The sequence below is a fragment of the Mycobacterium sp. genome (assembly GCF_035623875.1).
Taxonomy (GTDB): domain Bacteria; phylum Actinomycetota; class Actinomycetes; order Mycobacteriales; family Mycobacteriaceae; genus Mycobacterium.
On the sequence record NZ_DASPSP010000061.1, the window covers coordinates 13,765 to 39,922 of the forward strand.

A 26,158-nucleotide genomic window follows, 5' to 3' on the forward strand; every position below is an offset into this window, starting at 1 on the left:
GGTTCAGCTCTCCGTAATCTGCGTCTCGAGGGCCGGCTCGTCAGCCGTCGGAGCGGCCGGTGAGGTCGAAGCCTCCTCGGCACCCGAGGCGGCGCGTCCGGCCTCGGTGCTGGTCGCCGTCGTGCCCGCGGCGCCGCTGCGGCGCGGACGGGTGCCCGACGGCCGCTCGCGACGGGGACGTTCGGCGCCGGCAGCAGAAGGAGCGACCAGTTCGCGCTTGCCACCAACGATGTCGCCCTTGTAGATCCACACCTTCACGCCGATACGGCCGAAGGTGGTCTTGGCTTCGTACAGGCCGTAGTCGATGTCAGCGCGCAACGTGTGCAGCGGAACCCGGCCTTCGCGGTAGAACTCCGAGCGGCTCATTTCCGCGCCGCCGAGGCGGCCCGAGCACTGCACCCGGATGCCCTTGACGTTGGGCTGACGCATGGCCGACTGGATAGCCTTGCGCATCGCGCGCCGAAACGCCACACGGTTGCTCAACTGCTCTGCGACGCCCTGTGCCACCAACTGGGCTTGCGACTCGGGGTTTTTCACTTCGAGGATGTTGAGCTGGACCTGCTTGCCGGTCAACTTCTCCAGATCCGCGCGGATGCGGTCGGCCTCGGTGCCGCGGCGGCCGATGACGATCCCCGGCCGGGCGGTGTGGATATCCACCCGAACTCGGTCCCGGGTGCGCTCGATCTCCACGTCGGCAATCCCCGCGCGTTCCAAGCCGCTGGACAGCAGCCGACGGATCGCCACGTCCTCCTTGACGTACTCCGCGTACTGCTTGTCCGCATACCACCGGGACTTCCAGTCGGTCGTGATACCGAGGCGGAATCCGTGCGGATTGATCTTCTGGCCCACTACTGCGAGCCTCCCTTCGCTTCCGAAGTCGTTTCAGTCCCAGTGGACTTCGCGGCGGATGTCTTCTTTGCGGGCGCCTTCTTGGCCGGCACCTTCTCAGCAACAGCCTTCTTGGCCGGCACCTTCACAGCAACAGCCTTCTTGGCCGGCGCCTTCACAGCAACAGCCTTCTTGGCCGGCACCTTCACAGCAACAGCCTTCTTGGCCGGCGCCTTCACAGCGGGCGCTTTCTTGGCCGGCACCTTCTCAGCAGTTGCCTTCTTGGCCGGCACCTTCACAGCAACAGCCTTCTTGGCCGGCGCCTTCGCCGCGGCGGCCTTACTGGCCTGCGCGCGGCGCGCGCGGGCAGCGCTCGCGGATTGCGAGCCCCGCGCATCCCTGGTCGGCCGGCTTTCCACCACCACGGTGATGTGGCTGGTGCGCCGGCGAATCCGGAAAGCGCGGCCCTGGGCGCGCGGACGGATCCGCTTGGCGGTCGGACCGTCGTCGGCGCAGACCGAGGCCACCACCAGCGTCGCCGGGTCCAAGCCGTTGTTGTTCTGGGCGTTCGCCGCGGCACTCGCGATGACCTTGGCCACCGGCAGGCTGGCCGCCTGCGGTGCCCAGCGCAGAATGTCCAGCGCCTCCGACACCGACTTGCCGCGCACCAAGTCGATCACCCGGCGCGCCTTGGTCGGCGATACCCGCACGAACCGTGCCTTGGCTACCGCAGAAGGAAATTCAGTGGGGGCGCTCATCGCCGCTTGGCCTTCCGGTCGTCCTTGATGTGTCCCTTGAAGGTGCGTGTCGGCGCGAACTCACCCAGCTTGTGGCCCACCATCGCCTCGGTGATGAAAACCGGTACGTGCTTGCGGCCGTCGTGGACTGCGAACGTGTGACCGATGAAGTCGGGAATGATGGTCGACCGTCGCGACCAGGTCTTGATGACCTGCTTGGTGTTCTTCTCGTTCTGCACGTCGACCTTCTTCAACAGATGGCCGTCGACGAACGGACCCTTTTTCAGGCTGCGTGGCATCGGCTGCTCCTAGCGCGAGTGTTTCTTGCCGGTGCGCCGGCGTCGGACGATGAGCTTGTCGCTGGTCTTGTGGCTCCTGCGAGTACGCCCCTCAGGCTTGCCCCACGGGCTGACCGGGTGACGACCACCGGAGGTCTTGCCCTCACCACCACCGTGCGGGTGGTCCACCGGGTTCATCACCACACCACGCACCGACGGGCGCTTGCCCTTCCAGCGCATCCGCCCGGCCTTACCCCAGTTGATGTTGGCCTGCTCGGCATTGCCGACCTCGCCGACGGTGGCGCGGCAGCGTACGTCGACGCGACGGATCTCACCGCTGGGCATGCGCAATGAGGCGTAACTTCCTTCCTTGCCGAGCAATTGGATGCTCGAACCGGCCGAGCGAGCAAGCTTGGCTCCCCCACCCGGCCGCAGCTCCACAGCGTGGACCAAGGTACCGGCCGGAATATTGCGCAGCGGCAGGTTATTACCCGGCTTGATATCGGCGTTGGCGCCAGACTCGACCACGTCGCCCTGCGAAAGTCCATGCGGCGCAATAATGTAACGCTTCTCACCGTCCAGGTAGTGCAGCAGCGCGATGTTCGCGGTGCGGTTGGGGTCGTATTCGATATGCGCGACCTTCGCGTTGACGCCGTCCTTGTCGTTGCGGCGAAAGTCAATCACCCGGTAGGCACGCTTGTGCCCGCCACCCTGGTGACGAGTGGTGATCCGGCCGTGCGCGTTGCGTCCACCACGACCGTGCAGGGGGCGAACCAACGACTTCTCCGGAGTGGAGCGAGTGATTTCGGCGAAATCGGAGACGCTGGCACCGCGGCGACCCGGAGTCGTCGGCTTGTACTTGCGAATTCCCATGTCTGTTAAGTCTCTCTATCCTCGGCTACGCCGGTGCTCCGAACAGGTCGATCGGCTTGCTGCCGGGCGCCAGCGTCACGATGGCGCGCTTGGTGCTCTTCCGCTTGCCGTATCCGGTCCTGGTCCGCTTGCGCTTGCCCTGGCGGTTCGCGGTGTTCACCGCCGCCACCTTGACCGAAAAGATCTTCTCGATCGCGATCTTGATCTGCGTCTTGTTCGAGTCGGGGTGCACCAGGAACGTGTATACGTTGTCGTCGATCAGGCCATAGGACTTCTCGGAGATGACCGGGGCCAGGATGATGTCGCGGGGGTCCGTCACGGTCGCCATCAGGCCGAAACCTCCTCAGCCGACTTGGTGTTGGCAGTGATGTAGGCGTTGAGCGCCTCGACGGAAAACACCACGTCGTCGGCGCGCAGCACGTCGTAGGTGTTGAGCTGGTCCGGTGTCAGGATGTGCACACCAGGCAGGTTGCGCACGCTCTTGGCTCCGGTCTCGTCGCTCCGTCCGATGACCACCAGTACCTGCTTGCGGTCGGTCAACGTACCCAGAAAAACCTTGGCGCTCTTGGTGGACGGAGTCTGGCCCGACACCAACTCGGTGACCGCGTGGATGCGACCATTGCGGGCCCGGTCCGACAAGGCGCCGCGCAGCGCGGCGGCGATCATCTTCTTCGGAGTCCGCTGGCTGTAGTCGCGGGGCGTAGGACCGTGCACGACGCCACCGCCGGTGAACTGCGGAGCGCGCGTCGAGCCCTGTCGGGCACGACCAGTGCCCTTCTGCCGGTACGGCTTTCGGCCACCGCCGCGAACCTCACCGCGGGTCTTGGTCGAGTGCGTGCCCTGCCGGGCCGCGGCCCGTTGCGCAGTCACCACCTGGTGCATCAACGCGATATTCGCGGGCGCGTCGAACAGCTCGGCAGGCAGCTCAACCGAGCCTTCGGTCTTGCCGGCCGGTGTCTTGACGTCGATCTTCAGCGCTTTCCGAGCCTGCTCGGCCTTCTGGGCAGCCATTAGTTCTCACCTCGTTTGATCGCGCTTCGGACCATGACGAGTCCACCCGTGCGGCCGGGCACGGCACCCTTGATCAGCAGCACTCCGTTCTCGGCATCGACCTTGTGTACCAACAGGTTCTGCGTGGTAACCCGGTCGTTACCCATCCGGCCGGCCATCCGAGTGCCCTTGAACACCCGCGCTGGAGTGGCGCAACCTCCGATGGAACCGGGACGGCGGTGCACCGCCTGAGCGCCGTGGCTGGCGCCCTGCCCGTGGAAGCCGTGCCGCTTCATGGTTCCGGCGAAACCCTTACCTTTCGAGGTGCCGGTCACGTCGACATAAGTTCCGGCAGAGAAGATCTCGGCCGTCAGCTCCTGGCCCACCTGGTAATCGCCTGCCGCCTCGGCATCATCGAGACGCAACTCGGCCAGGTGCCGACGCGGGTTGACACCGGCGGCGGCGTACTGACCGCCCAGCGGCTTGTTGACCTTACGAGGACTGATTTCGCCGTAGGCCAACTGCACCGCGCTATATCCGTCACGTTCGGGTGTACGGATTCGGGTCACCACGTTCGGCCCGGCTTTGACCACCGTCACCGGCACAACGCGGTTGTTCTCGTCGAACACCTGCGTCATACCCAGCTTGGTGCCCAGAATGCCCTTTCTCGCCATTGCTCGCAGATCTCCTACTGGATGTTGACGTCGACGCTGGCAGGCAGATCGATGCGCATCAGCGCGTCAACGGTCTTCGGTGTCGGGTCGAGGATGTCGATCAGCCGCTTGTGGGTGCGCATTTCGAAGTGCTCCCGCGAGTCCTTGTACTTATGCGGAGAGCGAATCACGCAATACACGTTCTTCTCAGTGGGCAGCGGCACCGGACCCACCACGCTGGCGCCGGTCCGGACAACCGTCTCGACGATTTTGCGCGCCGAGGCGTCAATGGCCTCGTGGTCGTAGGCCTTGAGCCTGATGCGGATCTTCTGTCCCGCCACGCTTCTCCTACCTCACTTCCAGTGTCCGGACCCGTGTTCCGTTGGGCGCCGATCGCCCGAATCGATCTGGCCGATCTCGCTGTGCGCCCGGATATTGCGCCGCTGTTTACCTGTCGTGGTCCACCGGCCCCCGCGCTCGGGTGTGTCGCCCGCACGCAGCCTGGTCCGCGATCGAAATTCGTCGCGTTCCAAGGATGGGACCGGACGCGCCCGTTCGGGCGCCGGTCGTATGCCCGACCAGGCCTAAACCCGGCGCAAGGCAACCTGAACAGTATGCCCTAGATCCTGGTATCGGCCAAATCCCCTCGGCTCGACGACTAGTCGGGCTGTTGCGCCGCCTGACCGCGAGCAGCGCCTAGGCGGCGCAGGGCCGCACGGCCTCTCCTTACTCCAGAGTAAGATATGTCAGCGCGACAGGCCCGACCAGCACATATGCGGCGGGGCGGCCTTGCCGCGCACCACTCCTTCGGAGCCCGGCATCGCCCGAGCCGCAACCGGTGAGGTGAAGACGACGTCGTCGTGGAAATGAGTGAGCATCGCGTCGACGTCATGGTGGTTCCAGGCGGTCAACCAATCTTCGGTGAAGCTGTCCGGCTCTGGCGTGCTCACGACCTGCCCTTCAGCGATGCCCAGAACAGGCACTGGTGTGCTTCCTCAAAGTTGGTGATGACCCCGCTGCCGCCAGGACGCAACGACATCCAGAAATTGTGGTCGGGATCGCCACCTTTGGCCGGCCAGCCCGGCTGGCCCTTGGCCTTCGGTGCGCCGTTGGCGACGAAATGGGTCCAGTAGCTGATCATCTGATCGGACAGCATCCGCTGTCCGGGATCCAGCCGCGGTGCGACGCCGACGTTGAACAGGTAGCGCAGCTCCAACGAGTGGCTTGCGCCAACGTGAAATGGAGCGGGCCGCAGCGAATCCGGTGCCGGTGCGTGAGGATCGTCGAACTCGTAGCTGTATACCGGTGCCCGTTGACTCAGCGAGTCGGCCAATCGGTCGGTGGCGCAAGCGAAGACGCCGTCAGTGACCGCGGCCGAGTAGGCCAGCGACGCGTCCCCGCCGTAGTGATCAAGCGGATAGTGCGCCACCACCGCGGCCCCGTCGGCACCGAAAATGTCCGCGAGCAAGTCTGGGTACTCCGCGGGCCGCACGCCCCGACCCAACTTTATGTACCGCAGCGCCGCGAACATGGTGAACTCGTCATGGTTAACGCCGATCAGCACGGGAACCCGGGCCGCCCGTCCGGCGGCGAACGCTGCGACCGGCCCGTCCGGCAACAAAGTTGTCCCGGTAACTGGACCGGAGAGCGCGTCGGAGTCCCCGATGAAGGAGTACCAGGGCGGCCGGTCGAGCGCGGTCGCCGGCAGCGCGCGCAGACATGCCGCGGTGCTAGCGGGATTGCGGCAACCCGCTGCCGCCGCGTAATCCACGCTGTGGCGCTGCCCGGTTGCCAAGTCGGCCTGCGCCTGACATGGCGCGCTTTGGATGATTGCCGCGCGGAACAGTCCCGCGGACCCGGGCGCCACCAGGTGATCACATACCGACATGCCGCCCGCGGATTCGCCGGCGATCGTCACTTTGTGCGGATCGCCGCCGAAATCGGCGATGTGGGCGCGGACCCAGCGCAGCGCGGCCTGCTGGTCGGCCAGCCCGTAGTTTCCGACGCTGTCCGGCGGTCCGAGCGCGGGGTGCGCAAGAAATCCCAGCGCGCCCAGCCGGTAGTTGATCGTGACGACGACGATGTGGCCCTTGGCGGCCAGCGACCGCGAGTGATAGATGTCGCTGCTGCCGTTGACGAAGCCCCCACCGTGGATCCACACCATCACCGGGCGCTTCTCGTTGCCTCGTCCGCGCGGCGGGGTCCACACGTTGAGGGTGAGGCAATTTTCGCTGGTCGGCTTGCCGACGTGCGGGTCGGGGCCGGTGTCCTGCATGCACTGCGGCCCCGGTTTGCTGGCATCCAACATCCCCGACCACTTCGCCGCCGGCCGTGGTGGCTGCCACCGAAACGGTCCCTCTGGCGGTGCCGCATACGGAATGCCTTGAAACAGACGGTAATCCGCAGCGACCATACCGCGCACCACGCCCATCGAGGTGCGCACAACGCCGGCATCCAACGGGCCGGCATAGGCGGGCTCGGACTTGTGCGACGTTATGCCGCCGCCACGCGCGCAGGCCGCCGCCAGCAGTGCCGTCAACAAGACGGCCCCGGCGCGTCGGGAACGACGTGTTCGGATCGGCATGAAACCCCAGCCTACGGATCGACGAAAACCGCTCCCAGGTGATCGCGGATCACGGAGACTGGAGAACCTGACACCCGTCAAAAGTCGATGCAAACAGATGAGAAGGCCGATGAGCACACCAATCATTGACGAGGCTGCGGAGGTATTCGCCGATCCGACATCCTATGCCGACGAGCCGCGGTTGCATGCAGCGCTGACCCATCTGCGCGCCCACGCACCAGTGTCGCTGGTCGACTGCCCGCCCTACCGGCCGTTCTGGGCGATCACCAAACACGCCGACGTCATGGAGATCGAGCGCGCCAATGACCTCTTCATCAATGAGCCACGGCCGCTGCTGGCCACCGCTGACGCCGACGATATGGCGCGCGCCCAGCTGGAAGCCGGAATGGGACTGCGCACGCTGATCCACATGGACGACCCGCAGCATCGGGTGGTGCGGGCGATCGGCGCGGACTGGTTTCGCCCCAAGGCGATGCGGGCGCTGAAGATCCGCGTCGATGAACTGGCCAAGATTCATGTCGACAAAATGATGGCCGCGGGCAACGAGTGCGACTTCGCCCAGGAGGTCGCGGTCAATTACCCGCTCTACGTGATCATGTCGTTACTGGGCCTGCCCGAATCGGACTTTCCGCGCATGCTCACGCTGACCCAGGAACTGTTCGGCGGCGACGACGAGGAGTTCAAGCGCGGCAGCACCCTCGAAGAGCAACTCCAGGTTCTGCTTGAGTTCTTCGGCTACTTCAACGCACTCACCGCGTCCCGCCGCGAGCGGCCGACCGACGACCTGGCGTCGGCGATCGCCAACGCCCGCATCGACGGCGAGCCGCTCTCCGACGTCGATACCGCGTCCTACTACGTCATCGTCGCCACCGCGGGCCATGACACCACCAGCGCAACGATCGCCGGAGGTCTGCACGCTCTCATCGAGAACCCGGATCAGCGAAAGCGCTTGTCCGACAATCTCGATTTGATGCCACTGGCCACGGAGGAAATGATCCGCTGGGTGACACCGGTCAAGGAATTCATGCGGACCGCCACCGCAGACACCACGGTGCGCGGGGTTCCAATCGCCAAGGGCGAGGCGGTGTATCTGTCCTACGTATCAGCCAACCGTGACGAAGACGTGTTCGACGATCCGTTCCGCTTCGACGTCGGCCGTGATCCGAACAAACACTTGGCATTCGGTTACGGCGTGCACTTCTGCTTGGGCGCCGCATTGGCGCGCATGGAGGTAAACAGTTTCTTCACCGAGCTGCTTCCGCGGCTGAAATCCATCGAGCTGACCGGAAACCCGGAGCTGATCGCCACGACGTTCGTCGGCGGTCTCAAGCACCTGCCGATTAGTTACGAGCTTCGTTGAGCGACTGGTTCTGCGTGCGCTGCACATGCAGGAAGCCGTCCACGGCGGCTCGCGCGCATTCGCGGTAGTCGAAATCGGGAAGGGTGGACAACCGGCCCAGCACCACCGGCCCGATCAGCAGGGCGATCGCTCGGGAACGGTCGATCTCGCCCAACTCGGCTGCCTCAGGGCTATCGAAAATGGCATCGAACGGCGCGGCGTACTGGTCGGCGATACGTTCCCGCAGTGTGCTGATCGCCGGGCTGTCGGCAGTGCGGGTGTGACGAGATTCGGGCAACTGTTCCAAGTCCCGCCCCAGCGCCAGCCAACTCATCGCGGTCAGCATGCCCGCGGCCTCGGCGATCGACTGTCCGAATGCCAGCACCACCGCGATGAGCCGGTCGCGCAGCGGGCCAGTATCGGAAGGCATCGGGGCGGGCGGTATCAGGCTGTTGAATGCCGCTGCCAATAAATCGTTTCCGCTCGGGAAGTGGCGATACAGGGTAGCGCGGGCTACATTGGCGCCGCGCGTGACCGCATCAACGGTCACCGCGCTAGGACCACCTGAGCGAAGCAGCGCGGTGGCGGCTTCTAGCAACCGAGCCCGAGAACGCGCTGGCCGTGGATCGGTCTTATCGGTGATGTAGACCACCTCCTTGTTTGAGAACAAGACTGTCCGTCTACCTACAAGACTGTTAGTCTCGAAAATAACTCGTCGCCGAAAGGGAGACGCATCGCTATGGTCGATACCTTCATCCGACCTGACCAGCGTACTGAAGCGGCTGCCCGGCTCGGTTCGAACCCCTGATGGCGCCCATGCTGACGCTATCCGTGCTGTCGCCGTGGTATCTGCCGCGGATGGGTCTGCGACTGGTGGTGTGTGTCGGCCTGCTACTCATCTCGGCCGGGTTCCTGTGGATGCGGGTCCTGCAGATCGACTCGCCGTACCGGGAGATGATGTGGCCGCTGCTGGTGATGAGCACCGGCATCGGATTCTGCACGGCACCAAGCACGTTAGCGATCATGACGGCAGTGCCCGACGAGAAGCAGGTCTATCCTCGCGGCGCGATATGCCGACGTCCTCACACCGCATCTGACAGCCTTCCCCGGTCCGCTGCGCGCGCCGGCCTCCCATTCGCTGGCTCAGGCCTTGGAGATCTCCAAAACGCTTGGCCCGCAAGGGGGACAACTTGCCGAACTCAGCCAAACCGCATTCCTGCGGGCGATGGAATCGTCGCTGCTGGTCCTGGGACTGATCATTGCCGTCGCCGCACTGGTGATCGGCGTCTGGGTACCGGGCCGCGACGGCCGGCAGCTGCGACCGGTCCGACGAATCACGTCCCGGCTGAGGTCAGCCGACGAACTCCGCCGCCCGGTGGCCGAGCATCACGATGCTGGCGTGCGGGCCGCGGCTGGTAATCGCCGGCAGGACCGATCCGTCGATCACCCATAGGCCGTCGATGCCGCGCACGCGGCAGCGTGAGTCGACCACCGCGTACTGATCGGAGTCGTCGCCCATCCGCGCGGTCGCACACAGGTGCTGTGAGGTCGACCAGGCGGGGCGACCGATTTTTGTTGTCGAGCCGACTAATTCGCGGACCAACTCGCTGCCGCGTTGCAATGACGCGATGTCATGGGGATCGCAGTCGTAACGATGCTCGATATGCGGAGGAACCCGGGGATCGGCGGAAACCACGGTAATGCAGCCACGGGACCGTGGTTGCATCAACGCCACCCCGATATGCGGCCAGTCGGGATGACCCGGTGTGCCGTCGCCGACCATCGCTACGAACCCGCCGGTGTAGGGACGGATCTCGAGATCGTCGACGGTGCTTAACACCACCTCGAGTACCGGGCGGTTCGGGGCTACCACCCAGTCCGTCCGCATCACCCATTCGGGATGATCGGCGAACCGCTTGCCAACAGGCAGCGAGACCTGCACGGATATCCCCGCGCGGCGCAGATCCGATGCGTCGCCCACACCCGACAGCATGAGCAGGTGCGCCGACTCAATCGCACCGGCGGACAACACGATACGATCCGCATTCAGCGACAACGGCCCTCGGGCAGCTATCGCATCCACGCCGACAGCCCGGCCCTCGCTGATTCGCACCCGTAACACCCGCGTTGCCGCGAGCAAGGTCAGGTTGGGTCGTGCCAGGGCAGGTTCCAGAAAGGCGGCTCCCGGCCCCGTCCGCACACCGTCGACGATATTGAGCGGTACCGCGCCGATCCCGGACGGACTACCCGCTGCGGTTGCTTCTCCGTTCAGGTCGGCGATCCATGGATATCCAGCGCGTAGCGCACCTTCAACGAAATACGCTGTATTGCCGCCTATTTCATCAGTACGACGCACCGGGATGGGACCTCGATCGCCGTGCAGTCGGTTGCGAAAGTCGAGGTCGGTTTCGATCGCCTGGAAATGCCCGAGCACATCAGACCAGGACCAGCCCGGCAGACCGATGCCGTCGAAGTCGCGCGGCAACCCGCGGCAGAAGTAACCGCCGTTGACCGCGCCGGACCCGCCCACCACGGCCCCCCGCACGATATGCGCCCGCCGCACCCACTGCTCGGTAAGCGTGGTCACATAGCGGTGCGCCAGCGGACTGGCCGCGCCGATCGGCAGCTGTAAGCCATTCGCGATCTGTGCCCGCACTGCCGGATCCCCGACGCCCACACCCGCCTCGACCACCGTCACGCTACAGTCCGGGTCCGCGGAAAGTCGTTCCGCCACAACAGATCCCGCGCTTCCCGCACCGATGATCAGCACATCGCTGTGCAGCGCAGCTGCAGTCAGGAGTCAGACTCGAATCTGCGGTTTGAGCGGACCGATATTGCGCTCCCGCAGCACGCCGTACCACAGCCCGAGGCCATAGGCCAGGTCATCGACACGCTTGAGCAGCACGTAGGTCAGCAGCCCGATCGGTTTCGCATCCTCGTCGGCGGATTGCCGGCGGGTGGCCCAGTCCACCACCCCGTCGAGGACGGCAGCGATCAGCACAACGCGGCGAGCGGGCCGGAACACGATGGCCGCCACCAGCGCCACTGGCCAGTAATGCCGGCAGATCGCCGACGCCAGTTGCAGCGCCGACGACCAAAGGCCGCGGGCGGCCACCGCAAGCACATCCCAGATCTGGGTGTCAGCACCCTGCAAGGTCTTCGCGATGCGACGACCCGTTAGCCCAGCCACGAGCAGCGACGCCAGATAACTGAAGCTCGTGCCGATGGCCATCAGGATCCACGCCGCAAGTGCCCAGCCGGATATCATCAGTGGCGCGATCTTGTCCGGGTGTCGGATCGATAACGCGGCAGCCGAACCACCGTAAAACGCTTTGCGCGCAATCCAATCCCGCAATTGCGTCCGATGATCGTGCCCAACCTGGGCGATCGGCTCGTAGCGCAGCCGGGCACCGGCTTCGACAAGTCGCCAACACAGATCGACGTCTTCACCGGAGCGCAGCGTTTCGTCGAAGCCGCCAATGTCGCGCAGCCTGGACGTGCGGCAGATGATCGCGGCACTGGGCACATAGGAGACGCTGGTATATGGGATGACAGGGGCCTCGCGCTGGCCAAGGTCGAGCGACGAGCGCACCGCCTCGTAGCGAGCTACCAAGTGATCGGTCTGGGCCAAGCCGACGATTCGCGGCGCGACCAGTGCCACGGTCGGGTCACAGAAGTGACCGAGCAGAGCCTCCAGCCAGCCTCGTCGCGGAACGACGTCGGAGTCCAAGAAGGCGACGAAGCCCGTTTTACAGGCGGCCAGGCCGGTATTGCGCGCTGCCGCCGGCCCTTTGCTTTGCGCATGGCGCAGCACCTCGATGTCGGAGTGCAGCCCCGCAATGTCCTCTCGCTCGATCGGTGTCGATGAGCCGTCGTCAACGACGACGATATGCAGGTCGCGCAACGCGGCGATCAACCGCCGCAAGCCATAAGCGTTGTCCCGCACCGGAATTACGACGGTTACGTCCCTGTGCGACGGGCCGCCCGCGGGCCTCGGGTGAGCCACCGTCGCGTCCAGCAGGGTCCGGGCCAGCTCGGCGCTCAGTGCGTCGTGGACCTTGAGGCGGCCGTCGGCGAGCATGTCCTGAGCGGCCGGCGCCAACCGCAACAACCGGGTGGGCGAGCCGCCCAGCAAAGCGGAGCCCTGGCCGAGGACCCTTACCCGCCGGTCGACCTGCACAGCAAATCCATCCGGCAACCGCGCCTGGGTCATAAGCGCCACTCTCCCCCGCAAGCGGGGGGACCCCCCCGATTCAAGCCGGCACCATCGTCGTCGGCGCGGGTCATGTGAGCATGCCGTCCGCCGCGGGTGCCCAACGCCTGACCCGACTCAGGCAATCGTCAACCATCTCCGCGAGCATCCGCTCCCCCTCTGCAGCGGTCGCCGTGGTCGGGTCACCCAATACGCCGAGTTCGCTGACCGCCGCGACTCCCCCGCGCCGCATTGACGGTAGCAGGTCGGGCAGCGGCGCGACGTTGCCCGCATGCCACCGGTCGGTCAGTACGTCGGTCGGCGAAATGTATAGCAATACTGAAGTTTCAGCGTGGCCGGCGTGGGCGTCAGCACCTGCCACCGCACAAGTGAACCACCCGGCGTCACGCCCTTCGGATCGCAGTCGACCCACCGCGCGGCGCAACGCCCTGATGTTGCCACCATGGCCGTTGATGAACAGGAGCCGCTGCGCCCAGCAGGTAGCCGACCTGCCGTACTCCAGCAGCAGCGTGGTCAGCGCCTTGGTGCCGATGGAGATGGTTCCGGGGAAGCTTTGATGCTCGCCGCTGTCGCCGTACGCGATGGCCGGCGCCGCCACCCACTGCAGCTGGGGGTCGCCGGACGCACCGGCCAGACCGGCAGTGACCCCGCGTGCGACGGTGGTCGCGATCCGCGTGTCGGTGTCCAGTGGCAGGTGAGGGCCGTGCTGTTCGGTGGATCCGACCGGGATCACTACGCCCAGCGACATGTTTTGTAGCTGGCTCGACGTCGAGCCCCCAAGTTCGGCGGTGACAGCCACTCGGTGATGGTAAGACGAATTCACCTGTCGTGCATCGATTGTTGGCGCTCTGGAAAAAATTTCTGCCGCCGACCGTTCACTAAAGCGGGTCACCGCTGCCACGTCCGCCACCTGAGTATCAGCATGCTCGCTGGTCTCGCATGCGCCGCGGCTACGCTCCTCCCCGCGCGGGCGGGGGCACCCCGAGCGCTCGAGCAAAACCAGCGGGCACCAGAATGTCGTCCGGGTTGAGGTCGTGCACGGCGGCTCGCCCGAGCCCCATCAACGCCGAGTCGATGCCGCCGCGAAGGATGTCGAGAACGTTCTCGACACCCGGTTGCCCGCCGGCCGCCAGGCCCCATAGGTAGGCGCGGCCAATCATGACTGCACGCGCTCCCAACGCCAGCGCCTTGACGACGTCGCTGCCGCGCCGGACACCGCCGTCCAGCAACACCTCGATCTGGTCGCCGACCGCGTCCACAACCGCGGGCAGCGCGCGGATCGACGCCGGCGTGCCGTCCAAGTTGTTGCCACCGTGGTTGGACACCGAGATTGCTGAAACACCAGCATCCACAGCCCTTTTGGCGTCGTCGACCCGCATCACACCTTTGAGCATGAACGGGCCGCCCCACTCCTCGCGCAACCAGGCGATGTCCGCCCAGGTCGGCGGCGGCGTCGTCATCCACTCCCCGTAGGCGGCGAAGAACGGCGGCCCGGGCTCGCCGCGAGGAGCCTGGTTGGGCACCCGCAGGTCCGGCGGACGCAGCGTCTTCCCGTACGTCCACAGCCAGCCCGGACGGGTGATCGCCTGCGGCGACAATTTCAGGATGGTCCGCAGGTTCATCTGCTCGGGGATCGCGGGGCTACCCCAGTCCCGCCCGTGTGAGAACGACCAGTCGGTGGTCGCGATCAAGCCAACTGCGCCGGCATGGCGAGCCCGCTCGACGCGCTGCGCGATCGCCTCGCGCCCGCCCAGCCAGTAGACCTGAAAGAACAGCTTGGGATTAGCGGCGATGACCTCCTCGATCGGCTTACTGGCGAACGACGACAGCCCCATGGCCGTGCCGCGCGCCGCGGCGGCCCGCGCGACAGCGACTTCACCGTCCGGATCGACCGCTTGCACACCGGTGGGCGAGATGACTATCGGCAGCGAAATCTCTTGCCCCATAACAGTTGTCGAAAGGTTACGCTTTTCAATGGCGCCGACCACATGAGGCGCGAAGCCGAGCTCGCTGAACGCCTCCACATTGTCGGAGACGGTCAGCCCCTTCTCGCTGGCGGCGACCAGCGCGGCATAGACCGATTTCGGCAGTCGCCGTTTCGCCCGTTGCTGGGCGATGGCGACGGTCTCGAACCAGACGTCACGAGCCACGGCTAGACCGGGCTTTCGTTGCAGAGCCGCTTCGGTGCCGCCGGTGGATGCAGCGACAGCGTCAGCGGCACCGGTCCGCTGCGCCGCCGTCCGTGCGAGTGATCCCCGGCCGGGCGGGGTTTGTCGCGCTCTTGCGCCAGGGCCGACATGCCGTAGCCCTGAACGCATTCCGGATCAGGGCCGTCTATCGGCAGCCCGGTGAAGAACTTGGCCGCCATGCATCCGCCCCGGCAGCTGTCGTAATGCCCGCAGCTGCCACAGGCACCGGCCGACTGCGGCTCGCGTAGCTCCCGGAACAGCGGAGCGTTCTTCCACACGTTGCCGAATCCACTGTCAGATAACACGTTTCCGGCAAGGAAGCGGTCGTGGATGGCGAACGGGCAGGCATATACATCGCCGACCGGATCGATCAGGCACACCACCCGTCCGGCTCCGCACATGTTCAGACCGGACAAAGCGCCGGGTTCGCCGAGTCCTGACAGGTGGAAGAAGGAATCGCCGGTCAACACTCGCTCCCCCTTGGCGACCAGCCATTGGTAAAGCTGGACCTGCTGCTCGGCGGTTGGGTGCAGCTCATCCCAGACGTCGGCGCCACGACCCGACGGGCGTAGCCGGGTGATGCGCAGCGTGGCGCCGTAACGGTCTGCCAGCGCGGCGAATTCGTCGAGCTGACCGACATTGTGTCGGGTGACGACGACGGAGATCTTGGCGTCGGAGAACCCGGCGGCGGCAAGGTTTTCCAGGGCGCGGATGGCCATCGCAAAGGACCCCGCACCCCGGACGGCGTCGTTGACCTCAGCGGTCGCGCCGTCCAGCGAAACCTGGACGTCGACGTAGTCGCTGGCCGCCAACCGAGCGGCTGCCTCGGGGGTGATCCGTACCCCGTTGGTGGAAAACTTCACGCCGACGTGGTGCGCGGTGGCGTAGTCCACCAGATCCCAAAAGTCCGGCCGCACAGTCGGTTCCCCACCACCGATGTTGACATAGAACACCTGCATGCGTTCCAGCTCATCGATGATGTCTTTGCAGGACTGCGTGGACAGTTCGCGCGGATCGCGTCTTCCGGACGACGACAGGCAGTGCACACACGCCAGATTGCATGCGTATGTCAGCTCCCAGGTCAGGCAGATCGGTGCGTCCAACCCGCGCTCGAACTGCTCGACCAGCCGTGGCACAACCGCGGTCATGTGGCCTCCTTCGGCCCAGCGGGGACCAGCATGTTGGAGCCGGCCAGCACGCCCAGCGCATGCAAGTAGGGACCCTGCCGGCTGTCCTCGACTCCTGCGGCGCGGCAGGCCGCAGAGGCGTCCGGGTAGTCGGCCAGGGACTGCACCACCGCAAGAATGGTGCGGTTCTTGAGGAATGACAGTTTGCGGGTCCCGAAGTGATACAACAGCGCGCCGAAGGGCTCGGGGCGCACGGCCACCTGCGGGTGCAGGCGCCACGCGCGTCCGGGTTCGAACACGGACCCGTCCGGCCACGACGCGGGCCGTTGATCGGGCCGCTGATAAGCCGGGCCATCGAACCCGGCCTGCAAACCCTGCGCGGGGGCGCTCACGATCAGTAGACCCCGCACATCCCGTCGATAGACACCTCTTCCACCAAGGACTCGGTGACGAGCTCGGTGTCTGTGTCGGTCTGCTGGTTGGGCTCCATAACGTTGCCTTTCGCTATCAGGTCTCGACAAGTCGCGTCGATCCGGTGAGAATCTTGGCCAGGATATGGCATCGGGTGCCAGAATGGAAGGGTGGGGCTGTATGCGGCAACAGGCGCGGGTCGGTCGGCGCCGCTCCACGACCCCGCAGCACATCACCGATGTAGCCTTGCGACTGTTCGCCGACCGCGGCTTCACCGAGATCAGCGTTGACGACGTCGCACAGGCCGCGGGCATCGCCCGTCGCACCGTGTTTCGCTACTACGCCTCCAAGAACGCAATCCCCTGGGGCGACTTCGCCGCTCACCTGCAGCACCTGCGCGAGCTGCTGGACCATGTCGATCCCGGCATGCCACTCGGCGAGGCGCTGCGCGCTGCGCTGCTGTCTTTCAACACCTTTGACGAATCGGAAACCATCCGACATCGGCAGCGAATGCGGGTGATCCTGCAAACCGCTGAACTGCAAGCATATTCGATGACAATGTATGCCGGCTGGCGCGAGGTAATCGCCGAGTTTGTGGCACGCCGATCCGGCGTTCGAACCACCGACCTGCTACCTCAGACCGTTGCATGGACGCTGCTCGGCGTCGCCCTGAGCGCCTACGAACACTGGCTGGACGACGAAACCGTGTCGTTGCCGCAGGCTCTCGGGGATGCGTTCGACGTGGTCCGCGCCGGGCTGGACGAGCTGGACCGATGAGTCGCGACAACCGTCTGCTGCGGTCTCTTCGATTGCAGGGCCAGATCTGCGCCGGCCTGGGCTCGCCGATGTACGGGGACGTGTTGGATCGGGTGGCCGCCGACGTAGACGCCGGTGGCGTCTTCGCCGCCATCCTTTCCGGGCACGAAAACGATTCTGGCCGGCTGGCGGTGCCGCTGCGACTGCTCGGCGGGTTGCACCGGCTGGCGCTCGACGGCCGCGCCCCCGGGCTGCGGGGCTGGTATCCGAGCACGGGCGGGCAGTGGGATGCCGAGGCCGCATGGCCCGATATCGCGCTCGCCGCCTCCGACCACGCCGACCGGCTGCGCGCCGCCCTCGATCAGCCGCCACAAACCAACGAGGTGGGCCGAGCCGCCGCGCTGATCGGTGGCCTGCTGATTCTCGCCCACCGATTCGCCTTGCCTATAAGGCTTTTCGAGATCGGATGCAGTGCCGGTCTCAACCTGCGTGCCGACTATTACCGCTATCGCCATCAGGTCGGCTATTGGGGTCCGACCAACTCACCGGTGTGCATCGATGACGCATGGCGCGGCCGGTTGCCTCGCGCCGCGGCTCTGCGGATCATCGAGCGTCACGGCTACGACATCGCGCCGCTCGATGCGACCAACCGGGACGGGGAATTAACGCTGCTGAGCTATGTCTGGCCCGATCAACCGGAACGGCTGGATCGGTTGCGCGGCGCGATCAGCATCGCTCGGCGCGTCCCGGCGATGTTGCAGCGCCGCGACGCCGTCGACGCAGTCGCAGGCCTCGGTGTCGCCTCCGGCGCCCTAACCGTGCTGTGGCATTCCATTATGTGGCAGTACCTCTCCGCCAATGGCCAGGCCGCTGTCCGAGCGAGTATCGACGCACTGGGAGCCCGAGCCCGGACCGACGCACCGTTCGCCCATCTGACGCTGGAGCCACAGCGGCGAACTCCCGATGCTCCGGTTGAGTTCGCCGTTCGTGCCCGCTGTTGGCCGGGTGGTGACGACACGCTACTGGCCGTATGTTCGCCGCACGGGCCACCGGTGACCTGGGAATAGCGTGGGGAGATTAGTCGGGCGCTCACCGGATCACTGCACGCTCCCGCGTGCGGCAGCCAAGAACGGCGCGGCGATTGCCAGGAATCCGGCGGCGTCTGAGGAAAACGGTATGTGGCCCGTCGGCAATACTTCCAGTCGCGATCCCGCGATCGCGGCAGCGGTGGCCCGGCCGAATCGCATTGGGATTGCGGTATCTTTCGATCCCCAGATGACCAGGCATGGCGCGGTGATGCGGTCAGCGCCCGGACGCAGGTCGTATTCGGGCGCGGCGAAACTGCGCCACAATGCAGCCGTAAGACTGACACCGTCCCGGGTGTTCGCCCGGGCCAGCACGCGTTCCTGAACGGCGTAGTCGTTGTCGCTGGTCGCCTTCATATAGCTGCGGACGAACCGCGGCAGGACGCGTTTCATGACCGACGGCATTCCGAGCGTTCGGCAGTAGAGTTTGGCGACCGGGCCAGCGATGAATCCGCCGGAATTGACCAACACCAGCCGCGAAACCCGTTGCGGGTCAGTGATTGCCAACCGAGCCGCGGCGAATCCGCCGACTGAGTTGCCGACGAGTGCCGCGGGTGGCAGGTCGAGCGTGGCCACGACGTCGGCAAGAACGTCGGCGAAGGAGGCCGCTGTGGGTTGATAGTTTGGCACTGGCGCCGGCGAGTCGCCGTGGCCCGGCCAGTCCAGCGCGATCACGCGGTGGTCGTGACGAAGGCTCGGCACGATCGCGTCGAAGTCGCGGCGATCATGCAGCGTCGCATGGAGCAACACCACCACAGGCCCCTCCCCGGCATCGCTGTAGGCAACCTCTCCCGCCCGCGTCTGGACCATGCTGACCATCGCCGTTCCTTTCATTGACCGACTGGTCGGTCAACCATATCATTGTTGGCGTTCCGATCTCAAGGAGTTCCCGATGACTGTTCCTTCGCCCGACGCCCCGTTTTCGAAGAGGATGGCCTACTACAAAACCCAACACACCAGCCGCGGCGTGAAATTCACGCATATGATCGGCACGCCGGTGATCGCAGCCGGAATCCCGCTGCTTCTGGCCAAACCACGGGTGGGAGTGCCGATGTTTGTCGGGGGCTGGCTCTTGCAAATCGCCGGGCACCGCTTTTTCGAACACAACCTGCCTTCGATGCACAAGGGCTGGATCACCTATCAGCTCACTGGGGTGATTCACGTGTGCGAGCAGTACGGTGAGCTGCTCGCGCGACGCAGTCAGCGCAGAGCCGGTGGCTAGAGTGCTGGCATGACCTCGACGCCCCCCACGGTGCCCGCTAGGCCGACCGGCGGGCGCAAGGAGGCAATGGCCAGAACTCGAGAATCGCTCATCGATGCGGGCCTGCGGCTGGCCGAACGCACCGGGCTGGCCGGCTTGAGCGTTAATCTGATCGTCCAGGAAGCCGGGGTGGCAAAGGGCACGTTCTTTCACCACTTCGGCGACCGCGCCTCGTATCTGCTTGCGCTGCACCGTGAATTCCATGAACGTTTGGCCACCCAGCTGCAGGCCGCGATCGCCGGCATGCGCCCCGGGCGCCGTCGTCTGATCACCGGCGCAAACACGGTCCTCGACGGGTGCTTACGCGACCGCGGCGTGCGGGCCCTGCTGCTGGAAGCCCGCGCCGAACCGGCGGTTGTCGACGAGATCGGTCACCGCAACATAGCCAACGCCGAGCTGTGCCGACCCGACTTCGCCGCACTGAAACGCCCACACCCCTACGAAAGCGCTCAGTTGTGGGTTGGCATGGTCGCAGAAGCCGCTCTGATCGAACACCAAGCCGCGAAGGCACTTCCCGGGATCCGCGAAGCCCTTGAGCGGTTCTTGAACTGACTTTGGGGTGCTAGCCCAGCACCTCGGAAATCGGTGCCGCAGCAGCGATCTTGGCTCGCGTCTTCATGACCTTGCCGGGCATACCACCGCCGACAACGCCGGCCACCACGCCGTCACGCTCGTAGTAGGCGAGGAATTTGCGGCCGTCGTCCTCGACGAGGTGCACGGTGTCGGTCGCGATTGGCTCACCCAGGCATTGGATCTTGACGTCGTACTGATCGCTCCAGAAATACGGCACGACGACGTTGGAAGGCGCGTCCTGCCCCAGCATCGCAGGCACCACGACCCGGGCCTGCTCGGCCACATTGCTCCAATGTTCCACTCGGACTTGATGTCCCATCGGATCACGCCAGGACGCAACATCACCGAGCGCCCACACGTTCGGTGCGCTGGTCCGCCCGGCCGCATCACAGATCACGCCGTTGTCGACCTCGATGCCGCTGCCGTCGAGCCAGTCGGTCGCCGGCCGCGAGCCGATGCCGACCACCACCAGGTCGGTCGCCACCTCGGTGCCGTCGGTCAACAGCACACTCTCGACATGATCCTGACCGCGGACGTCGGCCACCCCGACTCCGGTACGCACATCGACGCCTTCAGCGCGGTGCAGCCGCGCCACCAATTCGCCGATCTGCTCACCAAGGACCGCTGCCAGCGGCGCGGGCTGCGGTTCCACCAGCACGACGTCGACTCCCAGCCCGCGCAGACTGGCCGCCACCTCACAGCCGATGAAACCAGCGCCGACTACCACCGCGTGCCGCGCGGAGGACGCGTGTTTGCGCAACGCGAGACTTTCATCGAACGACCGCAACACCCGGATGCCATCCAGGTCGGGGAACGCGGGAATGCGCCGCGGCACCAGGCCGGTCGCAATGACGAGTTCGTCATAGCCGAGCGTCGTTCCGTCCTCCAGAGTCACCGTCTGCGCCGCGGTGTCCAGGGCGGTGGCCGCCGATCCGAGCCGCAGCGTGATGTCCTGTTCGTCGTAGAACTCACGCGGTTTGAGCGTCACGTCGTCGACTTCGCTGCGTAGCACTTCCTTCGACAGCGGCGGACGGTCATAGGGCAAATGGACTTCGTCGCTGACGATGGCCAGCGCACCGGTATAGCCCGCCCGACGCAATTGCTCAGCGGTTCGGGTCGCACCGAGCCCCCCGCCGACAATCAGTATTCCATTGCCGCCTGCGCTGGTGGTCATTTGGAGTTCATACACGATTGTGGCGGCGTGCGGTCGCTCACCCCTCGGCCCGCGACCGGTCGATGAGGTTGGACAACACCACGATGCTTTCCGTGCGTTCAATGTCAGCGCTGGTGCGAATGCGCTCCAAAGCGTCTTCCAGATGCCTCATGTCATGCGCCAGCACATGCAGGATGGCGTCAGCGGTCCCGGTCGCCGTCGCGGCGCTGACCACCTCGGGAATGTCTATCCAGGCTCGGCGCAGTTCGTCGGGCGAAATCCTGCCGTGGCAGTAAACCTGTACATAGGCCTCGGTGTTCCAACCCACTGCACTGCGATCGATGACGGTGGTGAAACCCCGGATCACACCGCTGTCAAGCATCCGATCGACGCGGCGCTTGACCGCCGGGGCCGACAGATTGACCCGCTCACCAATCTCGGCGAACGTTGCCCGGGCATGTTGGGCTAGCTCGGCGAGAATCTGCTCGTCGATGCCATCCAACCGGTCCATCGCGCCTCCCGCACAACAGACTGCCGCAATGCGGCGTTCGGCGCAATAAATAAGGCGTAAAGAAGCAATGATCGGTGTTTGATTGCGTCAAAACCTTCCCATACCGTCGATTTATGACGATCTTTGCGGAGACTGCGGCTGTAGGCCCGGCGCGTAAGACCGCCACTACGACCGCCACACCGAACGAACGCGCAGCGCGGATTCGGCACTACGTCATGACGCCTCCGCAGTTTTTCGCTGTCGACTACGCGATCAACCCGTGGATGGACACCGACACCCCGGTCGACACCGCCGTCGCGGTCGCGCAGTGGGCACACCTTCGCGACACCTACCGCCGACTGGGACACGTCGTCGACCTCGTCGCACCCGTTTCCGGCCTGCCCGACATGGTCTACGCCGCCAACGGCGGGCTGATACTCAACGGCGCGGCGGTGGTGGCACGCTTCAAATACCCTCAGCGCCAACAAGAGTCCACCGCCTATGCGGACTGGATGAAGTCGCAGGGATACACTCCGGTGCAAACTCGGCACGTCAACGAGGGTCAGGGCGACCTGCTGCCGGTGGGTGAAATGATCCTGGCTGGAACCGGTTTTCGCACTGATCCGCGGGCGCACGCCGAGATCGCCGAGATCTTTCGTCGGCCGGTCGTCAGCCTGCAGCTGGTCGATCCGCGCTTCTACCACCTCGACACCGCACTCAGCGTGCTCGATGACACCACCATCGCGTACTATCCGCCGGCGTTCACCGAATCTTCACGCGCGCAACTGGAAACGCTGTTTCCCGACGCTATCGTGGCGGAAAGTGCCGACGCCTACGTGTTCGGCCTCAACGCCGTATCGGACGGCTACCATGTCGTGTACCCCGCCGCCGCAGCGGGCTTCGCCGAGCAGTTGTCCCGAGCCGGTTTCGAACCGATCGGTGTAGAGATGTCCGAGCTGCTCAAGGGCGGCGGATCTGTCAAATGCTGCACACTGGAGGTGTATTCGTGACTGTGCTGGACACCATGACCACCAGCCCCGGCGCACTCACCGCGTCGGCGATCACTCTCGACGAGCGCCACGCGGCACACAACTACGCGCCACTTCCAGTCGTTGCTGCCAGCGCCGAGGGGGCGTGGATCACCGACGTTGAAGGGCGTCGTTACCTGGATTGCCTGGCCGCGTACTCCGCTGTGAATTTCGGGCATCGCAACCCCGAAATCACCGCGACCGCACACGCCCAGCTCGATCTGGTCACGCTGGTCAGCCGGGCATTTCACGCTGAGCCGCTCGGCCGGTTTTGTGCGGCACTGGCGACGCTGTGCGACAAGGACATGGTGTTGCCGATGAACAGCGGCGCCGAAGCGGTCGAGAGCGCGATCAAGATCGCGCGCAAGTGGGGCACCGACGTCAAGGGCCTCCCAGCCGGCCAGGCGAACATCGTGGTGGCCGACAACAACTTTCATGGCCGGACCATCAGCATCGTCAGTTTTTCGTCTGATGAGACGGCGCGCTGCGGCTTCGGGCCGTTCACGCCCGGCTTCCGTTCGGTGCCGTTCGGTGACGCCGATGCGCTGGCTAAAGCGATTGACGAACACACCGTCGCGGTGCTGTTGGAACCGATTCAAGGTGAGGCCGGCGTCATCGTGCCGCCGGACGATTATTTGCCCGAGGTCCGGCAAATCTGCTGTGCTTACAACGTTTTGATGATCGCCGACGAGATCCAGTCGGGTCTGGCCCGCACCGGCCGCACCTTCGCCTGCGACCACTGGGATGTGGTGCCCGACATCTACCTGCTCGGCAAAGCGCTGGGCGGCGGGGTGGTGCCGCTGTCGGCGGTGGTGGCCGATCGCGACGTCCTGGGGGTGCTGCATCCCGGTGAGCACGGGTCGACGTTTGGCGGTAACCCGCTCGCCGCGGCGATCGGCAGCACCGTGGTGTCGATGCTGGCTCGCGGCGAATTCCAGGACCGCGCAGCGCACCTCGGCAGGCGCCTGCACTGGCGGTTACGGACGTTGATCGGTCATGGTGTACTTGCGGTGCGCGGCCGCGGATTATGGGCTGGCGTCGACATCGATCCGGCACTCGGCACCGCAAAGCAGCTCAGCCTGCGACTGGCCGAGCGTGGTGTCCTGGTCAAGGACACCCACGCGTCAACGTTGCGAGTCGCTCCGCCGCTGGTGATCACCGCAGCGGAAATCGATTGGGCGGTGGACCGATTCGCCGACACGTTGGCCGAGATGGCGAGTTGAATAACTTCGGTGCCAAAGTTACGTCGGCTCCATCTCACAATCAGAGAACCGACCAGCGGCCTGAAAGATGACCCGACGCGCGAGTTGGACCGCATGGTCGGCGAAGCGCTCGTAATACCGGCCCAGCAGGGTCACGTCGACGGCGGTGGCTACACCGTGCTTCCATTCGCGATCCATCATCACCGTGAACAGGTGGCGGTGCAGGTCATCCATCGCGTCGTCTTCTCTGCGGATGCGCGCGGCCTTCCTCGGGTCGCGCGTCAATAGCACGTCTTGCGCGTTGTTGCCCAGTTTGACTGCGATCCTGCCCATTTCGGCGAAATACCCGTTGACTTCTTCGGGTAATGCGTGCTGAGGATGACGCCAGCGGGTGATCTCGGCGACATGTAGGGCCAGCGCGCCCATCCGGTCGATGTCGACGACCATCTGGAGGGCGCTGACGATTGCCCGCAGGTCACTGACAACCGGCGCACGGAGGGGGGCGAGCAGCACAAACGCATTCTCCTCGGCGGCGGTGCTCATTGCGGCGATTTTGTCGTGGTCGCCGAGAACCTGTTCGGCCAGAACCAGATCCGCCTGCAGCAGGGCCTGGGTTGCGTGCTCCATGGCAACCCCGGCCAGCCCGCACATTTCCCCGAGGTGCTCGGTTAAGCTCGCGAGCTCTGTGTGATAGGCGGTCCGCATGCCGACGAAGATACGTTCTCAACCTTGACGATTGAGTAAAGCGAGGTGTCAGATCACGGTGAATGTCGGCTTACGTTTGATTCGGCTAACGGCTTGCTCATTGCTGAACTCGTCTGCTTTCGACGGGTCGCCCAACAGCCGCCCGCGCCGGACTGTTAAATCTCTCAGTACTTCAATACGCCCTTGTCGACCGGGATCTGGGCTCCCGTCAAAGTACCGGAGCCATTACCGGCGAGCCAGACCACGACGTTGGCAACCTCGTCAGCTGCCATAAATCCATTGGGCTGCAGCGGCATTGGACCGAAGCTATGCACATAGTGCGGATGTTCCTTGAACACCTGCATCATCAGATCCGGCTCGATCATCGGCGTGTCGACCGAGTAGGGATGGATCGAGTTGACCCGGATGCCGAACTCGCCAAGCTCGATTGCCAGCGTATTAGTCAGCGCGACGAGGCCGTGCTTGGACGCCGAGTAGTGACCGTTGCCCGGGGTGGCCTTCAGCCCGGCCGACGAGCTGACCACGACGATGGAGCCGCCGTTACCGGCCTCGATCATGGCCGGTATCACTGCTCGCAGGGTGCGCCAGGTGCCGGTAAGGTTCACCCCGACGACGGCGTCCCACTGCTCGTCGGTGAGCTCCCAGAGCCGTCCCCAACTGAGCACGCCCGCGTTGGCGACCAGAATGTCGAGCCGCCCGAACTGCTCGACGCCGTCGCTCACCAACTGCCGCAATGCGGCATCGTCGCGAATGTCGACCTCACGTGCTAGTACCTTGCGTCCCTCGGCTTCCACCGCGCGGACGGTCTCTGCCAGATCCTCCGGCGTGGCCGCCGGGTAGCTGATGCTGTCGGACACCGGGGCGCACACGTCCAGCGCGATGATATCGGCACCCTCTCGGGCCAGCCGGATCGCATGCGCCCGTCCCTGGCCACGCGCGGCACCGGTGATGAATGCCACGCGGCCTTGCAATGTCCCCGACACACACGCTCCTTTCGCCGACTGCCGATCAGGCTAGCAGCGAAACTGAAACGTGTTCTAATCGCCTAGGGTCAGATGTCGGCGATGATCTGCGCCCGTTTGCTGGCGTATTCCGGAGGTGCGCCCAGTAAAAGCCCCCGACACGCCGAGCGTGCGGGGGCTTTTACGTCTGCTCGGGCAGGACTACTTGACGATCTTGGTCACCCGGCCGGCGCCGACGGTACGGCCACCCTCGCGGATCGCGAACCGCAGACCCTCGTCCATGGCGACAGGCTGGATCAGCTTCACCGAAATGTCGGTGTTGTCACCGGGCATCACCATCTCGGTGCCCTCCGGCAACGTCACCACACCGGTCACGTCGGTGGTGCGGAAGTAGAACTGCGGACGGTAGTTGTTGAAGAACGGCGTGTGCCGACCGCCCTCGTCCTTGGACAGGATGTAGACCTGACCCTCGAACTCGGTGTGCGGCGTGGTGGTGCCGGGCTTGGTCACCACCTGACCGCGCTCGACGTCCTCACGCTTGATACCACGCAGCAGCAGACCGACGTTGTCGCCGGCCTGGCCCTGGTCGAGCAGCTTGCGGAACATCTCCACGCCGGTGACCGTGGTCTTGGTGGTGGACGGCTTGATGCCGACGATCTCGACTTCCTCGTTCACGTTGATCACACCACGCTCGACACGGCCGGTGACCACGGTGCCGCGG

31 protein-coding genes are annotated in these 26,158 nt (G+C 65.2%); 7 read left to right on the top strand and 24 right to left on the bottom strand.

The window, feature by feature from the left end; translation table 11 throughout:
• Positions 1 to 3: 3 nt before the first annotated feature.
• The 10 genes from rpsC to VEI45_RS05320 form a co-directional block, all read right to left on the bottom strand.
• Positions 4 to 849, bottom strand: coding sequence for a 30S ribosomal protein S3 (rpsC, locus tag VEI45_RS05275; protein WP_324850821.1), 846 nt, complete (start codon positions 847 to 849; stop codon positions 4 to 6).
• Positions 849 to 1,586, bottom strand: a complete 738-nt coding sequence (gene rplV / locus VEI45_RS05280) for a 50S ribosomal protein L22 (RefSeq protein WP_324850823.1) — start codon at positions 1,584 to 1,586, stop codon at positions 849 to 851. Before rplV ends, rpsC begins: the two co-directional genes overlap by 1 nt.
• A complete protein-coding gene (rpsS, locus tag VEI45_RS05285; protein WP_324850825.1) occupies positions 1,583 to 1,864 on the bottom strand; it encodes a 30S ribosomal protein S19 in 282 nt (93 codons plus the stop codon). The genes rplV and rpsS overlap by 4 nt, the downstream gene beginning before the upstream one ends.
• A gap of 9 nt (positions 1,865 to 1,873) precedes the next feature.
• Positions 1,874 to 2,716 (bottom strand): 50S ribosomal protein L2, encoded by an 843-nt coding sequence (rplB, locus tag VEI45_RS05290; protein ID WP_324850827.1) that lies wholly within the window; start codon positions 2,714 to 2,716, stop codon positions 1,874 to 1,876.
• Positions 2,717 to 2,741: 25 nt separating this feature from the next.
• Positions 2,742 to 3,044: a 50S ribosomal protein L23 gene (gene rplW / locus VEI45_RS05295; RefSeq protein ID WP_083130152.1), complete on the bottom strand. Its 303-nt coding sequence runs from the start codon at positions 3,042 to 3,044 to the stop codon at positions 2,742 to 2,744.
• A complete protein-coding gene (gene rplD, locus VEI45_RS05300; RefSeq protein WP_324850830.1) occupies positions 3,044 to 3,727 on the bottom strand; it encodes a 50S ribosomal protein L4 in 684 nt (227 codons plus the stop codon). The genes rplW and rplD overlap by 1 nt, the downstream gene beginning before the upstream one ends.
• Positions 3,727 to 4,380, bottom strand: coding sequence for a 50S ribosomal protein L3 (gene rplC, locus VEI45_RS05305; protein WP_324850832.1), 654 nt, complete (start codon positions 4,378 to 4,380; stop codon positions 3,727 to 3,729). Before rplC ends, rplD begins: the two co-directional genes overlap by 1 nt.
• A 14-nt stretch (positions 4,381 to 4,394) precedes the next feature.
• Entirely contained in the window at positions 4,395 to 4,700 is a 306-nt protein-coding gene (gene rpsJ / locus VEI45_RS05310) for a 30S ribosomal protein S10 (RefSeq protein ID WP_003873519.1), read from the bottom strand.
• A gap of 405 nt (positions 4,701 to 5,105) precedes the next feature.
• Positions 5,106 to 5,309, bottom strand: a complete 204-nt coding sequence (locus VEI45_RS05315) for a nuclear transport factor 2 family protein (RefSeq protein ID WP_414687400.1) — start codon at positions 5,307 to 5,309, stop codon at positions 5,106 to 5,108.
• Positions 5,306 to 6,943, bottom strand: a complete 1,638-nt coding sequence (locus tag VEI45_RS05320; RefSeq protein WP_324850834.1) for a carboxylesterase/lipase family protein — start codon at positions 6,941 to 6,943, stop codon at positions 5,306 to 5,308. The genes VEI45_RS05315 and VEI45_RS05320 overlap by 4 nt, the downstream gene beginning before the upstream one ends.
• A 109-nt stretch (positions 6,944 to 7,052) precedes the next feature.
• On the opposite strand from VEI45_RS05320, the gene VEI45_RS05325 reads away from it, so the two are divergent.
• Positions 7,053 to 8,303, top strand: a complete 1,251-nt coding sequence (locus VEI45_RS05325; protein WP_324850836.1) for a cytochrome P450 — start codon at positions 7,053 to 7,055, stop codon at positions 8,301 to 8,303.
• Here VEI45_RS05325 and VEI45_RS05330 read toward each other — a convergent pair.
• The 8 genes from VEI45_RS05330 to mftA all read right to left on the bottom strand — a co-directional run bounded on the left by VEI45_RS05330 (position 8,284) and on the right by mftA (position 16,301).
• On the bottom strand, positions 8,284 to 8,880 hold the full coding sequence (locus tag VEI45_RS05330) for a helix-turn-helix domain-containing protein (RefSeq protein WP_324850871.1): 597 nt from the start codon (positions 8,878 to 8,880) through the stop codon (positions 8,284 to 8,286). The two genes, VEI45_RS05325 and VEI45_RS05330, sit on opposite strands and share 20 nt — an antisense overlap.
• Before the next feature lie 753 nt (positions 8,881 to 9,633).
• Positions 9,634 to 11,079, bottom strand: coding sequence for a mycofactocin system GMC family oxidoreductase MftG (gene mftG / locus VEI45_RS05335; RefSeq protein ID WP_324850873.1), 1,446 nt, complete (start codon positions 11,077 to 11,079; stop codon positions 9,634 to 9,636).
• Positions 11,080 to 11,082: 3 nt separating this feature from the next.
• On the bottom strand, positions 11,083 to 12,495 hold the full coding sequence (mftF, locus tag VEI45_RS05340) for a mycofactocin biosynthesis glycosyltransferase MftF (protein WP_324850838.1): 1,413 nt from the start codon (positions 12,493 to 12,495) through the stop codon (positions 11,083 to 11,085).
• A 70-nt stretch (positions 12,496 to 12,565) separates the two neighbouring features.
• On the bottom strand, positions 12,566 to 13,318 hold the full coding sequence (mftE, locus tag VEI45_RS05345; RefSeq protein WP_324850840.1) for a mycofactocin biosynthesis peptidyl-dipeptidase MftE: 753 nt from the start codon (positions 13,316 to 13,318) through the stop codon (positions 12,566 to 12,568).
• A gap of 127 nt (positions 13,319 to 13,445) precedes the next feature.
• The gene (gene mftD, locus VEI45_RS05350) at positions 13,446 to 14,645 is read right to left on the bottom strand and encodes a pre-mycofactocin synthase MftD (protein WP_324850842.1); all 1,200 of its coding nucleotides are present in this window, start codon (positions 14,643 to 14,645) and stop codon (positions 13,446 to 13,448) included.
• A gap of 2 nt (positions 14,646 to 14,647) precedes the next feature.
• Positions 14,648 to 15,832 (bottom strand): mycofactocin radical SAM maturase, encoded by a 1,185-nt coding sequence (gene mftC / locus VEI45_RS05355; protein ID WP_324850844.1) that lies wholly within the window; start codon positions 15,830 to 15,832, stop codon positions 14,648 to 14,650.
• The gene (gene mftB / locus VEI45_RS05360; protein WP_324850846.1) at positions 15,829 to 16,221 is read right to left on the bottom strand and encodes a mycofactocin biosynthesis chaperone MftB; all 393 of its coding nucleotides are present in this window, start codon (positions 16,219 to 16,221) and stop codon (positions 15,829 to 15,831) included. The genes mftC and mftB overlap by 4 nt, the downstream gene beginning before the upstream one ends.
• Positions 16,206 to 16,301, bottom strand: coding sequence for a mycofactocin precursor MftA (gene mftA, locus VEI45_RS05365; RefSeq protein WP_324850848.1), 96 nt, complete (start codon positions 16,299 to 16,301; stop codon positions 16,206 to 16,208). The genes mftB and mftA overlap by 16 nt, the downstream gene beginning before the upstream one ends.
• A gap of 101 nt (positions 16,302 to 16,402) precedes the next feature.
• Here mftA and mftR point away from each other — a divergent pair, with 101 nt between their 5' ends.
• Both mftR and VEI45_RS05375 read left to right on the top strand, forming a co-directional pair.
• Positions 16,403 to 16,999, top strand: a complete 597-nt coding sequence (gene mftR / locus VEI45_RS05370) for a mycofactocin system transcriptional regulator (protein ID WP_324850850.1) — start codon at positions 16,403 to 16,405, stop codon at positions 16,997 to 16,999.
• Positions 16,996 to 18,045 (top strand): DUF2332 domain-containing protein, encoded by a 1,050-nt coding sequence (locus VEI45_RS05375; protein ID WP_324850852.1) that lies wholly within the window; start codon positions 16,996 to 16,998, stop codon positions 18,043 to 18,045. Before mftR ends, VEI45_RS05375 begins: the two co-directional genes overlap by 4 nt.
• A 30-nt stretch (positions 18,046 to 18,075) precedes the next feature.
• Here the strand turns inward: VEI45_RS05375 and VEI45_RS05380 are convergent, their stop codons facing one another.
• Entirely contained in the window at positions 18,076 to 18,882 is an 807-nt protein-coding gene (locus tag VEI45_RS05380) for an alpha/beta hydrolase (protein ID WP_324850854.1), read from the bottom strand.
• A 73-nt stretch (positions 18,883 to 18,955) separates the two neighbouring features.
• Here VEI45_RS05380 and VEI45_RS05385 point away from each other — a divergent pair, with 73 nt between their 5' ends.
• Positions 18,956 to 19,285, top strand: coding sequence for a DUF962 domain-containing protein (locus VEI45_RS05385; protein ID WP_324850856.1), 330 nt, complete (start codon positions 18,956 to 18,958; stop codon positions 19,283 to 19,285).
• A 9-nt stretch (positions 19,286 to 19,294) separates the two neighbouring features.
• Positions 19,295 to 19,876, top strand: a complete 582-nt coding sequence (locus VEI45_RS05390) for a TetR/AcrR family transcriptional regulator (RefSeq protein ID WP_324850858.1) — start codon at positions 19,295 to 19,297, stop codon at positions 19,874 to 19,876.
• Positions 19,877 to 19,886: 10 nt separating this feature from the next.
• On the opposite strand, the gene VEI45_RS05395 is transcribed toward VEI45_RS05390, so the two are convergent.
• Together VEI45_RS05395 and VEI45_RS05400 are read right to left on the bottom strand one after the other, a co-directional pair.
• Positions 19,887 to 21,071: an NAD(P)/FAD-dependent oxidoreductase gene (locus tag VEI45_RS05395; protein ID WP_324850860.1), complete on the bottom strand. Its 1,185-nt coding sequence runs from the start codon at positions 21,069 to 21,071 to the stop codon at positions 19,887 to 19,889.
• A 37-nt stretch (positions 21,072 to 21,108) separates the two neighbouring features.
• Positions 21,109 to 21,561 (bottom strand): Lrp/AsnC family transcriptional regulator, encoded by a 453-nt coding sequence (locus VEI45_RS05400; protein WP_324850862.1) that lies wholly within the window; start codon positions 21,559 to 21,561, stop codon positions 21,109 to 21,111.
• Positions 21,562 to 21,674: 113 nt separating this feature from the next.
• Between VEI45_RS05400 and ddaH the strand changes: the two genes are divergently transcribed.
• Positions 21,675 to 22,550 (top strand): dimethylargininase, encoded by an 876-nt coding sequence (ddaH, locus tag VEI45_RS05405; RefSeq protein WP_414687401.1) that lies wholly within the window; start codon positions 21,675 to 21,677, stop codon positions 22,548 to 22,550.
• A gap of 14 nt (positions 22,551 to 22,564) precedes the next feature.
• On the top strand, positions 22,565 to 23,791 hold the full coding sequence (gene rocD / locus VEI45_RS05410; RefSeq protein WP_324850877.1) for an ornithine--oxo-acid transaminase: 1,227 nt from the start codon (positions 22,565 to 22,567) through the stop codon (positions 23,789 to 23,791).
• 18 nt (positions 23,792 to 23,809) lie between these two features.
• Here rocD and phoU read toward each other — a convergent pair whose 3' ends face one another.
• The 3 genes from phoU to VEI45_RS05425 form a co-directional block, all read right to left on the bottom strand.
• A complete protein-coding gene (gene phoU / locus VEI45_RS05415) occupies positions 23,810 to 24,475 on the bottom strand; it encodes a phosphate signaling complex protein PhoU (RefSeq protein ID WP_324850864.1) in 666 nt (221 codons plus the stop codon).
• Positions 24,476 to 24,639: 164 nt separating this feature from the next.
• A complete protein-coding gene (locus VEI45_RS05420) occupies positions 24,640 to 25,458 on the bottom strand; it encodes a mycofactocin-coupled SDR family oxidoreductase (RefSeq protein WP_324850866.1) in 819 nt (272 codons plus the stop codon).
• Positions 25,459 to 25,638: 180 nt separating this feature from the next.
• On the bottom strand, positions 25,639 to 26,158 hold a 520-nt coding region (locus tag VEI45_RS05425), incomplete at its 5' end, for an EF-Tu/IF-2/RF-3 family GTPase (protein WP_324850868.1).

Bases quoted from the DNA above. Each gene is read 5' to 3' on its own strand.
- ddaH (WP_414687401.1), top strand. From the start codon at position 21,675: ATGACGATCTTTGCGGAGACTGCGGCTGTAGGCCCGGCGCGTAAGACC.
- VEI45_RS05325 (WP_324850836.1), top strand. From the start codon at position 7,053: ATGAGCACACCAATCATTGACGAGGCTGCGGAGGTATTCGCCGATCCG.
- VEI45_RS05320 (WP_324850834.1), bottom strand. From the start codon at position 6,943: ATGCCGATCCGAACACGTCGTTCCCGACGCGCCGGGGCCGTCTTGTTG.
- VEI45_RS05380 (WP_324850854.1), bottom strand. From the start codon at position 18,882: ATGGTCAGCATGGTCCAGACGCGGGCGGGAGAGGTTGCCTACAGCGAT.
- VEI45_RS05385 (WP_324850856.1), top strand. From the start codon at position 18,956: ATGACTGTTCCTTCGCCCGACGCCCCGTTTTCGAAGAGGATGGCCTAC.
- mftF (WP_324850838.1), bottom strand. From the start codon at position 12,495: ATGACCCAGGCGCGGTTGCCGGATGGATTTGCTGTGCAGGTCGACCGG.
- rocD (WP_324850877.1), top strand. From the start codon at position 22,565: ATGACCACCAGCCCCGGCGCACTCACCGCGTCGGCGATCACTCTCGAC.
- mftC (WP_324850844.1), bottom strand. From the start codon at position 15,832: ATGACCGCGGTTGTGCCACGGCTGGTCGAGCAGTTCGAGCGCGGGTTG.
- VEI45_RS05400 (WP_324850862.1), bottom strand. From the start codon at position 21,561: ATGGACCGGTTGGATGGCATCGACGAGCAGATTCTCGCCGAGCTAGCC.
- rplC (WP_324850832.1), bottom strand. From the start codon at position 4,380: ATGGCGAGAAAGGGCATTCTGGGCACCAAGCTGGGTATGACGCAGGTG.
- VEI45_RS05375 (WP_324850852.1), top strand. From the start codon at position 16,996: ATGAGTCGCGACAACCGTCTGCTGCGGTCTCTTCGATTGCAGGGCCAG.
- rpsS (WP_324850825.1), bottom strand. From the start codon at position 1,864: ATGCCACGCAGCCTGAAAAAGGGTCCGTTCGTCGACGGCCATCTGTTG.
- rplW (WP_083130152.1), bottom strand. From the start codon at position 3,044: ATGGCGACCGTGACGGACCCCCGCGACATCATCCTGGCCCCGGTCATC.
- rplD (WP_324850830.1), bottom strand. From the start codon at position 3,727: ATGGCTGCCCAGAAGGCCGAGCAGGCTCGGAAAGCGCTGAAGATCGAC.
- VEI45_RS05395 (WP_324850860.1), bottom strand. From the start codon at position 21,071: ATGACCACCAGCGCAGGCGGCAATGGAATACTGATTGTCGGCGGGGGG.
- phoU (WP_324850864.1), bottom strand. From the start codon at position 24,475: ATGCGGACCGCCTATCACACAGAGCTCGCGAGCTTAACCGAGCACCTC.
- mftA (WP_324850848.1), bottom strand. From the start codon at position 16,301: ATGGAGCCCAACCAGCAGACCGACACAGACACCGAGCTCGTCACCGAG.
- rplV (WP_324850823.1), bottom strand. From the start codon at position 1,586: ATGAGCGCCCCCACTGAATTTCCTTCTGCGGTAGCCAAGGCACGGTTC.
- VEI45_RS05390 (WP_324850858.1), top strand. From the start codon at position 19,295: ATGACCTCGACGCCCCCCACGGTGCCCGCTAGGCCGACCGGCGGGCGC.
- mftR (WP_324850850.1), top strand. From the start codon at position 16,403: ATGCGGCAACAGGCGCGGGTCGGTCGGCGCCGCTCCACGACCCCGCAG.
- rplB (WP_324850827.1), bottom strand. From the start codon at position 2,716: ATGGGAATTCGCAAGTACAAGCCGACGACTCCGGGTCGCCGCGGTGCC.